The 10,496-nt window shown below is 64.2% G+C and carries 14 protein-coding genes; 8 read left to right on the top strand and 6 right to left on the bottom strand.

Annotated elements, in window-relative coordinates; genetic code table 11:
* Positions 1 to 148 precede the first annotated feature (148 nt).
* The gene (locus IE209_RS27295) at positions 149 to 607 is read right to left on the bottom strand and encodes a DUF2231 domain-containing protein (RefSeq protein WP_229883074.1); all 459 of its coding nucleotides are present in this window, start codon (positions 605 to 607) and stop codon (positions 149 to 151) included.
* Positions 608 to 797: 190 nt separating this feature from the next.
* Between IE209_RS27295 and IE209_RS27290 the strand changes: the two genes are divergently transcribed.
* Positions 798 to 1,043, top strand: a complete 246-nt coding sequence (locus IE209_RS27290) for a hypothetical protein (protein ID WP_189690031.1) — start codon at positions 798 to 800, stop codon at positions 1,041 to 1,043.
* 1,439 nt (positions 1,044 to 2,482) lie between these two features.
* Here IE209_RS27290 and IE209_RS27285 read toward each other — a convergent pair.
* From IE209_RS27285 to istA, 3 genes are all read right to left on the bottom strand, one after another.
* Positions 2,483 to 2,668 carry a CsbD family protein gene (locus IE209_RS27285; protein ID WP_189690030.1) on the bottom strand — a complete coding sequence of 62 codons (186 nt, stop codon included), beginning with the start codon at positions 2,666 to 2,668 and terminating at the stop codon, positions 2,483 to 2,485.
* Between the two features lie 340 nt (positions 2,669 to 3,008).
* Positions 3,009 to 3,800 (bottom strand): IS21-like element helper ATPase IstB, encoded by a 792-nt coding sequence (gene istB, locus IE209_RS27280; protein ID WP_189690029.1) that lies wholly within the window; start codon positions 3,798 to 3,800, stop codon positions 3,009 to 3,011.
* The gene (gene istA / locus IE209_RS27275) at positions 3,790 to 5,328 is read right to left on the bottom strand and encodes an IS21 family transposase (RefSeq protein ID WP_189690028.1); all 1,539 of its coding nucleotides are present in this window, start codon (positions 5,326 to 5,328) and stop codon (positions 3,790 to 3,792) included. The genes istB and istA overlap by 11 nt, the downstream gene beginning before the upstream one ends.
* A 117-nt stretch (positions 5,329 to 5,445) precedes the next feature.
* Between istA and IE209_RS27270 the strand changes: the two genes are divergently transcribed.
* A complete protein-coding gene (locus tag IE209_RS27270; protein ID WP_189690027.1) occupies positions 5,446 to 5,910 on the top strand; it encodes a response regulator in 465 nt (154 codons plus the stop codon).
* Positions 5,911 to 5,943: 33 nt separating this feature from the next.
* Here IE209_RS27270 and IE209_RS34030 read toward each other — a convergent pair whose 3' ends face one another.
* On the bottom strand, positions 5,944 to 6,306 hold the full coding sequence (locus IE209_RS34030; protein WP_229883073.1) for a helix-turn-helix domain-containing protein: 363 nt from the start codon (positions 6,304 to 6,306) through the stop codon (positions 5,944 to 5,946).
* On the opposite strand from IE209_RS34030, the gene IE209_RS34465 reads away from it, so the two are divergent.
* The 3 genes from IE209_RS34465 (at position 6,305) to IE209_RS27255 (ending at position 7,972) form a co-directional block, all read left to right on the top strand.
* Positions 6,305 to 6,652 carry a sigma 54-interacting transcriptional regulator gene (locus IE209_RS34465; RefSeq protein WP_373305440.1) on the top strand — a complete coding sequence of 116 codons (348 nt, stop codon included), beginning with the start codon at positions 6,305 to 6,307 and terminating at the stop codon, positions 6,650 to 6,652. The genes IE209_RS34030 and IE209_RS34465 overlap by 2 nt on opposite strands.
* On the top strand, positions 6,622 to 7,047 hold the full coding sequence (locus tag IE209_RS27260) for an NO-inducible flavohemoprotein (protein WP_373305439.1): 426 nt from the start codon (positions 6,622 to 6,624) through the stop codon (positions 7,045 to 7,047). Before IE209_RS34465 ends, IE209_RS27260 begins: the two co-directional genes overlap by 31 nt.
* A gap of 460 nt (positions 7,048 to 7,507) precedes the next feature.
* Entirely contained in the window at positions 7,508 to 7,972 is a 465-nt protein-coding gene (locus tag IE209_RS27255) for a response regulator transcription factor (protein ID WP_189690024.1), read from the top strand.
* A gap of 103 nt (positions 7,973 to 8,075) precedes the next feature.
* Here the strand turns inward: IE209_RS27255 and IE209_RS27250 are convergent, their stop codons facing one another.
* Positions 8,076 to 8,369, bottom strand: coding sequence for a helix-turn-helix domain-containing protein (locus tag IE209_RS27250; RefSeq protein ID WP_189690023.1), 294 nt, complete (start codon positions 8,367 to 8,369; stop codon positions 8,076 to 8,078).
* 169 nt (positions 8,370 to 8,538) lie between these two features.
* On the opposite strand from IE209_RS27250, the gene IE209_RS27245 reads away from it, so the two are divergent.
* The 3 genes from IE209_RS27245 to IE209_RS27235 all read left to right on the top strand — a co-directional run bounded on the left by IE209_RS27245 (position 8,539) and on the right by IE209_RS27235 (position 10,316).
* The gene (locus IE209_RS27245) at positions 8,539 to 9,003 is read left to right on the top strand and encodes a hypothetical protein (protein ID WP_189690022.1); all 465 of its coding nucleotides are present in this window, start codon (positions 8,539 to 8,541) and stop codon (positions 9,001 to 9,003) included.
* 274 nt (positions 9,004 to 9,277) lie between these two features.
* The gene (locus IE209_RS27240) at positions 9,278 to 9,742 is read left to right on the top strand and encodes a hypothetical protein (RefSeq protein ID WP_189690021.1); all 465 of its coding nucleotides are present in this window, start codon (positions 9,278 to 9,280) and stop codon (positions 9,740 to 9,742) included.
* Positions 9,743 to 9,848: 106 nt separating this feature from the next.
* Positions 9,849 to 10,316, top strand: coding sequence for a hypothetical protein (locus tag IE209_RS27235; RefSeq protein WP_189690020.1), 468 nt, complete (start codon positions 9,849 to 9,851; stop codon positions 10,314 to 10,316).
* The last annotated feature ends 180 nt before the right edge of the window (positions 10,317 to 10,496 follow it).

The following is a 10,496-nucleotide window of genomic DNA, read 5'->3' as shown; positions in this document are numbered from 1 at the left end:
GGCTCGGCGATGGACATGCTCGGCAGCAGGCCGCCGCTTGGTTCGGGCAGGCCATCGATGGCGCCGAACTGTGTGCCATCGGTTGCATCCTTGCTGCACCCGCCAAGCGCTGCGCATACGAGCAACAGTGTCAGAACAGGGGATGTCTTCATACCGCGACCTTCCTGCCGAAATGGGTGAGCCCCGCGACAGATGCCGCCGCAGCAGCCACCAGAACGCACAGCGATAGCACCGTTGCGGCGGGCATGGCGGCCCAGCCATCCTTCGCGTGAACAAATGCATTCGCCAGCCCGAGCACTACTGTGGCGGCCAGCAGCGTGGCGTGGAGCCAGCGGCGACCTGGCGGATGGCGAGGCCTGCTAAGCAGTTCTGCCAGAACCGCCCACACCAACGCGAGCACGGCAAGTGCCAAACCGCCCGCATTGAGCCAATCGGCGAAATTGGTCCATTGCACCTGGAAGGAGGACGCGTAAGCCAGGTCACCGAGCAGAGCGCCAAGGAACAGCGGTAGCGAAGCGAAGGCAACAACGGCGTGCATGCGCCGAATTGGAGCCCTGTCGATGGACAACCGGTCCGGGTTGTCGCGCGTGATCCTGTTGTCTGCCACCTCTTCTCCCGCGCAGTGAAAAACAAAATCATCGCAGCACTCTCCTCGACTGCATGACGGCAAAATGGAGTGCGCCTTGTAGGGCTCAGCCGACGGCGTAGCTCAACAAGCTGCGCGCTGGGCGGTACGCGGTGATCGGCTACACCGGCGGCCCGAACGGCATGGCTGCTGCCATCCATATAGTTGCCTGATGAATTCTCCCGAGACCCTGGCCAGACTGCACGAGTGCCTAGCCGCGCTTGCGGAATGCGACGTGTCTGATGAGATGCGACAGCTGAGCGTCGACCTGATCGGCCACCTGCTTTCGATGCATGCCGACCAGCGGCTGAATGGCCCGGTGTTCCTGCTGGCGCTTGACACGCTGGAGCTGGTGCCCGGGCTCGAAGATCACGTCGCGAGGCTGCGCGCGACCGTGCACAGGGAAGTGCTCGGCTGAGCTGTCAGATGCCGCTGCGGATGTAGCAGCCCGAAAGCCCTGTGGTCTGCGGCCCGAGTTGAACCCTGCGGCGGGAACGTGGATTGCCAGAACCGCCGCATGCAACCAGACATTCACCAAGCCGTGCAGGGAGGCCGGCTAGCATTTGAGACCGGCATCTCGCTCTCCGATAACCCCTACGGCACCACCACAGCAGCACCTATCTCCGCAAGGCTTCGCGATCTGGCGTGGTCGCACGGGTGGCTGCGCGCTCAAGCGGCAGCCGAGCGGACGCGAACCCAAGAGGTGGTCGCAAAAGCGCGGGCTACGCGGCACAAGCCGTAGCAGCTGCTAAGAGGAGCAGCGGAGGGCGGCACGCGCGCTGCAGAATCCGCCGCCGGGCCAGAGAGTCCGCCAGGAGAGGGCGGCGCGGGCCGAGTGTGGCCGCCGCGCATCCCGCCGCATGGCCGGTCTGGCGCCGCTACAGTTTGGCCTGGAGGAAGCATGGACGCGACGACTCTGCCGAGACTTACCCTGGTGATGAAGTGACTGCAACTGCCGGCTGACGAGTACTGCCTGCTGTGGATCAATTGGGAGGGCATATGCCTGACCAAAGGCGAGTGGGCGAGCTGAGTGCAGGCTATGAACCCATCGCTGCGATCGTTGCCGCTGCAAGACTGGCCACACGTCAGCATCGGCGCGCCCAGCGGGACGCACAGGCAGCCAAGACTGCTGACCGCTGGCTGCTTCTGAGTTCCATCTCGGACACGCTGGACTCAGCGATTGTCATCTTCGCGCCCATTGCAGTCTGTCGGAACACTGCCGCCAACGACCGCTGTGGCGGGCAACGCCGGCATTTTTTTCATTTGGACGGGGCCAGGGCCCGGCCCATGCCTGCGCTTTTAGACCCTGTCGACGGGAAAACGCAGTTCGACTGCCACCTCGTCATCTGAAGAAGTGGCCTTGATGTCGCCCCCGTGAGTCGAGGCGATCTGCTTGCAAATGAACAGTCCAAGGCCAGGTTGGTTCTATGCCCCGTCTTGTAGCTACCGCCTCGCTTCAGAGGCTCGAAGATGCCCGCGAACTGCGGCTCTGGAATCTGTCCACTGTTGGATACAAGCACCCATGAATTCGGTCCCAATTCGGTCAACCTGCACGTCGACACGCCGCTGTGTGCCGTGCTGGATAGCGTTGGCGACAAGGTTCGACAGCGCCTCGCGCACGCGCGACTCCACCCGCATTCAAACAGGCGGTTCGTCAGCAATTGCATGGCGCGCACACGCTTAGCCAGCGCACATTGAAACGGTGTCGGACAGGTGGCGCGCGAGAAATCCGTAGGCCACGGATTCACAAGCCTTGCCCGGCAGACGCGGCGTAAATCCGCTTTAGCCGCAACTCGCCGAGGCAAAGAAAAAGCGGCCTCGGCCGCTTCTCTGCATGGCGCGAAGCCTAGCCGAGACTTACGGCTTGTTCACAGCGTCCTTAACGGCTTCCTTCGTGTCGCCAAAGCTCTTTTGGGTCTTGCCCTCCACTTGCTTCGCGACGCCCTTGGCTTCCTGCTCGCGGCTGCCTGTCACTTCGCCGACCTTCTCTTGCACCTTGCCGGCTGCATCCTTCATGGCGCCTTTGACTTGATCGGTATTCATGGTCATTTCCTCTTGGTTGAACCGCCTATTGGCAGCGGGGTGGAGAGATACCAAGCGTAGAGATGCGCGCTGCCGCATCGGGCCAGGGGTCGGCCCGTCTTGTCGTGAGCCGTTGCCTACGTCCGCACCGGCGAACAGTTTCATATTCCACCAGCAAACAGCGCCATGGACTGGATGACGGCATAGAAGGCCCGATGGCTTTCGCAATGCCACGGGGGGGGACCGCGGTCTGATTGAGAACGTGAGAACGCTAGCTGAGCCTTGGCTGTTGATTTCCACGTATTCCTGACCCACCATTTCCATCGAACTTTGACCCACCCTGGATAGAGCCCAGCAGGGCTCATGGTGTGGATAACTTCTTCGGTTTGGACTCCTTCTTGATGGGTTGCGCGGAGCTGTTCTTGAACCGGTAGCTGTCGTTGCCGGTCTCAAGGATATGGCAGTGGTGCGTGAGGCGGTCCAGCAGCGCCGTGGTCATCTTGGCATCGCCGAACACGCTGGCCCATTCGCTGAAGCTCAGGTTGGTCGTGATGACCACACTGGTGCGCTCGTAGAGCTTGCTGAGCAGGTGGAACAGCAAGGCCCCGCCCGAGGCGCTGAAGGGCAGGTAGCCCAGCTCGTCGAGCACCACCATGTCCATGTGGGCCAGGCGGTGGGCCATCTGCCCGCTCTTGTTGCAGACCTTCTCCTGCTCCAGCATGTTGACCAGTTCGACCGTGGAGAAGAAGCGAACCCGGCGTCGATGGTGCTCGACGGCCTGCACTCCGATGGCGCTGGCCAAGTGCGTCTTGCCCGTGCCCGGACCGCCGACCAGCACCACGTTCTCCGCGTTCTCCATGAACTCGCATCGGTGCAGCTGGCGCACCAGGGCTTCGTTCACCTCACTGCTGCTGAAGTCGAAGCCGGCCAGGTCCCGGTACGCCGGCAGCTTGGCCTGCTTGAGCTGGTAGGCCACGGCCCGCACTTCGCGCTCTGCCGTCTCGGCTTTGAGCAGCTGCGCGAGCATCGGCTGCGCGGACTCGAAGGCCGGAGCCCCTTGCTCGGCCAACTCGGAGACGGCTTGCGCCATGCCGAACATCTTCAGTTCGCGCAGCATGATGACGAGGGCTGCAATGGCAGGGTCATGGCGCATGGCGCACCTTCCTTTCTGACGCCCGCAGGTCGTCATAGCGTTTCACGTTGGCAAGCGGTTCGAGGACCAGGCGCAGTGCCTGGGGTGCGGTCACCGGTGGCGGCGCGGCCTTGCTGTCCAGCAGCCGGTGCAGCACGTTGAGCACATGCATCTTGGTCGGCACGCCAGCCTCCAGTGCCAGCTCAACGGCGGTCAGCACGGCCTGCTCGTCGTGGTGCAGTACCAGGGCCAGCACCTCGACCATCTCGCGGTCGCCACCGGGCTGCTTGAGCAGCGCGGCCTGCAACTGGCGGAACGCCGCCGGCAATTCAACGAAGGGCGCACCGTTGCGCAGCGCCCCTGGCTTGCGCTGCAGCACCGCCAGGTAGTGCCGCCAGTCGTAGACCGTGTGGCCTATGGTGTCGTGGCGGCGGTCGATGAGGCGACGGTGTTCGCAGAGCAGCTGGCCTTCGGCCGCCACCACAATCCGCTCGGCGTAGACGCGCAGGCTCACCGGTCGGTTGGCGTACGAGGCCGGCACGCTGTAGCGCACCCGCTCGAACGTCACCAGGCAGGTGGGCGAGACGCGTTTGGTGTGCTCCACGAAGCCATCGAAGGGACGCGGCAGCGGCATCAGCAGTGCCCGCTCCTGCGCCCAGACGTCTGCGACGGTGCCCGGCAGCTTGCCGTGGTCGATCTCGCGCCACAGGGCCGTGCAACGGGCTTCCAACCAGTCGTTCAAGGCCGCCAGCGTGGCGAAGGCCGGCACGGGCTGCCAGAGGCGGTGACGCGCATCGCGCACGTTCTTCTCGACCTGGCCCTTCTCCCAGCCCGAGGCTGGGTTGCAGAACTCCGCCTCGAACAGGAAGTGGCTGACCATGGCGCCGAAGCGCGCATTGACGTCGCGCTCCTTGCCCCGGCGCACCTTGTCCACTGCGGTCTTCATGTTGTCGTAGATGCCGCGCCGAGGCACCCCGCCCAGCACGCGGAACGCGTGGTTGTGGGCGTCGAACAGCATCTCGTGGGTTTGCAGCAGGTAGGCTCGCACGATGAAGGCCCGGCTATGGCTGAGTTTGGTGTGGGCCACTTGCAGCTTGGTCCGCTCACCGCCAATCACAGCCCAGTCCTCGCTCCAGTCGAACTGGAACGCCTCGCCGACGCCGAAGGTCAGGGGCACGAAGGTGCCACGGCCGGTGGTTCGCTCGGCTTCTTGCCGCTTGGCCAGCCAGACACGCGCGAAGGCCGCCACGCGGTTGTACGAGCCGTCGTAGCCCAGCGCGGCCAGGTCGGCATGCATCTGCTTGACCGTGCGCCGCTGCTTGCGCGACTTGCCGGTCTCGGTCTTGAGCCAGCCGGACAGCTTCTCAGCAAAGGGGTCCAGCTTGCTGATGCCCACGCGCTTGGCATAACGCGGCTCAGCCTCACCGGCCCGCAGGTACTTCTTGATGGTGTTGCGAGACAGGCCGGTGCGCCGGGCTATCTCGCGCAGGGACAGATGCTCACGCAGTGCCCAACGCCTGATGACACTCAATGTCGCCACGTCAATCACTCCTGTGCTCCTGCCGCAAAAAGCAGCAGGTTAGGGTTGTTACGTGGGTCAGATTTGGACGGAAATTACCTGTGGCGGTGGGTCAGTTCTGCGTGGAAATCAACAACCTGTGAAGCCATGACCACCATCAAACCCATTCTCCTGGTTGAGGACGACCCCCGTGACCTGGAACTCGCCCTGGTCGCTCTGGAGCGCAGTCAACTGGCCAACGAGGTCATCGTGGTGAGGGACGGTGCGCAAGCGCTGGAGTATCTGCGGCGCACCGGCGAGTTCGACGGCCGAGAAAGCGGAAATCCGGCTGTCGTTCTGCTCGATCTCAAGCTGCCGAAGATCAACGGGCTTGAGGTATTGGAAGCGATTCGAGCCGATGCAGGGCTGCGCAGCATCCCGGTTGTGATGCTGACTTCATCGCAGGAGGAGAACGACGTCGTTCGAAGCTATCAGCTCGGCGTGAACGCCTACGTGGTCAAGCCGGTCGAGTTCAAGCAGTTTCTCTCTGCCATCTCCGACTTGGGTATGTTTTGGGCCGTGTTGAACGAGCCGCCGCCAGGCTCGCAACGAGTCAGTCGAGACCAGCAATGATCACCGTGGACCAGCCGCCGCCGGCGCCGGCCGTCAGCGACTGAGACGCACGTTGCGCGCCGGCACGGCCAGGCCCAAGCGCCGCGCCAGCCGCACTAGGTTGGCACGGTCCATGTCCAGCGCGCGGGCGGCGGCGGCCCAGTTTCCGGCGTGGCAAGTCAGCGCCTGCTCGATGGCCTGGCGCTCGAATGCCTGCACGCGCTGGCGTAGTGGCACGGTGCCGGCGGGCGGCGCAGCAGGCGTGGCCGAAGCCGCCGGCAGCGGCGTCGGCGCGCCCAGGCCGAGGTCTTCGGCGCCCACGCTCAGCACGCGTGGCCGCTGGCCATGTCGGCCCAGCCCGCGCAGCGCCGCGCGCGCCAGCACAAGCTCGAGTTCGCGCGCCGCGGCCGAGCGCATGGACGACCTCGCGCTGCGCGCTGAAGACGCCCAGCGTCGCGCCGAGCAGTACCGCCGCGCGGCCGGCAGCGAGCGCACGCGCCGACAGGTGGGCCGCAGCGCCGCCCACCGCGCGCTGCTGCGCGAGATCGCGCTGGTCGGCCCCAGCGCGCTGACTGTGCTGGTGAGCGGCGAGACCGGCGTGGGCAAGGAGCTGGTCGTGCAGGCGCTGCACGCGTCAAGCGCGAGCCGGGAGGCGTGGCCTCCAACCACCTGCACGACCACGTGCAGGAGGGCGACCTGCTCGACGTATTTCCGCCGGCAGGCGAGTTCACGTTGGCCACGGGCGACAAGCCGCTGGTGCTGATCAGCGGCGGCGTCGGCATCACGCCCACCTTGGCCATGTTGGACGCCGCGCTGGCCGCGCCGGGCGAGCGGCCCGTGCACTTCATCCATTGCGCGCGCAACGCCGACGTGCATGCCTTCCGCGCCCACGTGGACGCCCAGGCCGCGCGGCATCCACGCTTGCAGGTCTTCTACTGCCATGACGAGGCGCAGGGCACCGGCGCGGCGCCGCACGCCGTCGGCCGGCTCGACCGTGCGCGGCTGCAGGATTGGCTGCCAGCGGACCGCGACCTCGACGCCTATTTCCTGGGACCCAAGCCCTTCATGGCACAGCTACGGCGCGACCTGCACGCGCTGGGCGTGCCGCCGGCACAGAGCCGCTACGAGTTCTTCGGTCCAACCTCGGCATTGGAGTAGAAGGTCGCCGGTGCGTCTCGAGGCGCCCGCGTGGCTTGGGCGCCGTGCGTACAAGACGCGCGCGCCATCGCGCTCCCACGGATCGTCGCGCAAGCTGCCAGGCCGCCCGCCGCGCTAAGAGTCACCTCCCCACGGTGTGACGCCCTGTCGGCGGCGACCGGACTGTGAGCCTTGCAGCTGCGGCTGCGACACCCTCGGGATGCTGGGACTGGCGCTCCGAAAGTGAGGTTTGCCGTGCAAAGTCCAGGCTCTGGTAGGGCAATCGGACATGTAATTTCGTGCTCGCTGAAGCTTTTCGCACGGCTACAAAATAGCCGCCATACCCTGTGAGCACTGGCCCTTTGCACGAGGCGTCGCCTTCCCTGGGCTGCAAGCGATCGTCGTTTTCACAGCCAGGATCTCGGGAACTCGGCGCAATGTCTGACAAGGTCCCCGGCGCCTTCTCGCTCCAATCGCATGGATGGTGCCCTCTCTTGCCCGAATTTTCCGCTTTCAGCGCCGCGCGCTGCTTGTGGAAGACAACCCCATGATCCGCGACAACCTCGTGGCTGCGCTCACCGAGATGGCCAACGTCGAGGTCATCGCAACCGCGGAAACGGAAGAGCAAGCGGTTCGCTGGTTGGCCGAGAGCGCGGCGCGAGTCGACCTGGTGATCCTCGACCTAATGCTTGCACAGGGGTCCGGCATCGGCGTGCTCCGCTCGCTGCGCCAGCAACGCCTGAGGGCTCCTGTCGTTGTGCTCACCAACTACGCCACGCAGGACATCCGCGAACGCTGTCTGGAGTTGGGGGCTGCAGCCATGTTCGACAAATCTCAGGAGGTCGACGACTTCCTAGCGTTCTGCCATTCCGCCACGCCCATCGCGTCGGCTAAAGCGTCCGCATCTGCGAAAACCGCCGCGCTCAAGACACGCATGGCCGCTTGATGGCTCGTGCGAGCCGGCCATACCGCTGTCGCGGTAAGACGGTAACACTGGGTGCGTGATCGCGAGCCCGCCTCGGCGCGGATTGCGCAGCACCCTGTGATCGCTACTTCTCTGAAGGCTTGACTCCAGGCGTGAGGGTCGCGCCCGAGAACTCGTCGATGCCGAGACGTTCGATCTCGGCCGAGACTCGGTCGAAAAGCATTCGAACGTCGGTGGACTGCGGACGTTTGACGTAGCTCAAAGCGAGGATGGTGAGCGGGTGCACGTTCATCACCTGAGCAAGCGCCTCAATCTTGCCGAACGTTGGGTCGCTCGTCCCTCGTTCGATGCGACTGACGTGGGCCATCGAGGACACCGTGTCGAAGGCCCCTTGGGTCAGCTCCTTCGCAACGCGCACCGCGCGGAACGCGCTGGGCAGATCAGAGACAGGTGGGGCGTACGAAGGCTTCCGAGGCACGCCGCATTGGCGCATCTAGAATGCGTTGAATCTAGAACATATGTGTTTAGTAATTCCGTGGCCGGCCGATGCTCGTGCAGGTTTCGGATCACACGACAGGAGATGCGAAATGCCGAAGCCGGTGGGAATTCACAAGGGGGTGCTCAAGGAGTTGGGGCCATCGATCGGAGAGGCCAGCAACGACATGAGCAGCAGCACGTACAGCTACGTGCAGTTCGACGACGGGACCATGCTCCGCAACCTCGTGGCCATCGGCGGCCTGGACGGAAAACTCGAAGCAGCATTGAAATCCAAAGAGCTGGTCGAACTGCACGTGCAGCCCGCCATGCAGAAAAAGAGCCTTCTGCTTGCCGTGAACGTCGGTGGACAGCTGTACGCGAACGAGCCTACTGGCACCCTTTTCTTCTGGTGGGTGGGCGTGGCGGTGATGGCGATCTTGGGTTTGGCCACCATCTGGGTCTTCGGCTTGGGCCTGCTCTTCTGGGCGTTCGCGTTCTACCTGTGGCTCAGCATCAGCCTTGTTCGTGCCACGAAGAGGTACGTCCGTGGTCTGCGCGGAGCCGTGCTGCTTTGACGGCAAGAGCCGACGACCCGTCCCAGTCGGCCGGCGAGTTGCTTCGTAGACTGGGCCGCCCCTTGCGCAAACCGGGGCTGCATCGCGGCGCCGTGTTCAAAGGCAATCCAGCAATCCACGCCTATTTTGCGGATCCCGATCACCCTGGGTTCTTGCTCCAGGAAAGCGAGGACGGAACGCGAACCGTCGGGGTCTTTCGAAAGGGTCGATTTCGACCGCGCAAGACGGGAAAGTAAGGCAGCGCATTCTTGCTCGAAGCGGTAAGGTGAGCGGGATGAAGGAAGAATCCCAGGTCCGTGCGCTGGTCGAGCGCTACCCGTACATGTTCAAGCTGTCGAACACGTTGGACCTGTACGCCGGTTGGCTTCCCCCCTTCGTGGTCCTGTGCGACGAGATCGACGCACTGCTTGCCGGCCGCCCCTTCGTTTTTCACTTCCTGCAGATCAAAGAAAAGTTCGGACGTTTCCGGGTGTACTTTTACCTTGGGCTGCCAACCTGCGAGCCTTCCACCGCGGTGGCGGCGCAAGAGCTTGCCCACTGCCAGGCTGCCATTCAGCAATGCGTCGAAAGTGTGCATGCGGCGTGCGCCTCCCGCTGCATGGTGTGCGGCACATCGGCGACCTTGCGGCGCGACGGGTCTCTGATGCTCTGCTTGTGCGACGAACACGCCAAGTGGTCAGGACAGGATTCGCCGTGGTCATCGGCCAAGATTCGCATGGACCGTCCTTCACCTCGATGATTCACCGAAGTCCACAGTCGATGCGGCCATGCGCTCGCTCGTAGACGCGCTTCACCTCAAAACGTTCACACGTGGCGTCGATTCGTCTTGCGACCTACCATCGCGCATGGCCGATCCCCGCACTCAAGCCCCGACGCCCTATTTGCTTGGCCCGTCTGCGGTACCCGTTGGCGGCTTCGAATGGACGGTCCTGATTCGAACGTACACGATGCCCTGGGAGGATGCCCTGCTCTACGCGGAGCATGCTGCAGGACGCGAGGCCACGCCGCTGCTGCTGAGGCAACCGAACCAGGCCATGCCGAACGAGCGCGAGTTCTACCGACTCCTCGATGCAGGAGGTCTTCTGATCACGGTCGACTTTGACGAAGGCGCATGGACAGAGGAGGAGCTGTGGACACAGGTCCAGGAATCCATCGATGACTGTTTGGAACCGGAGGATGCCTGCCCGCCTCCGGAGCTGGACGACGGCCCGGTGACCGCGCCGGATATGAACGTTCCCGACCTGACGCCGGAAGAACGGCGCGCGTTTTTGAAGGCATTCTACGGATCGTCTCCGCATCCCGATGGCGGATGATGGAAGCGGTTCGTTGGCGAGGGCCAAGCCGCCGACGCTTGCCGTCATCGCTCGGCCCCGTCCGCCGTCGGCTCGACTGAGCGCAGACGAACTCGAAGAATTGAAGCGGCTTGCGCGCGACCGTGGACAGCAGTTGAACAAGCTGCTTGGCGTGCGGGTCGCTTGACGCCGCGGGTCAGC

The organism is Pseudorhodoferax aquiterrae, from assembly GCF_014652235.1.
GTDB classification, from domain to species: domain Bacteria; phylum Pseudomonadota; class Gammaproteobacteria; order Burkholderiales; family Burkholderiaceae_C; genus Pseudorhodoferax; species Pseudorhodoferax aquiterrae.
The sequence above is the reverse complement of the archived record's forward strand: the minus strand, read 5'-3'. Positions and strand labels throughout refer to the sequence as shown.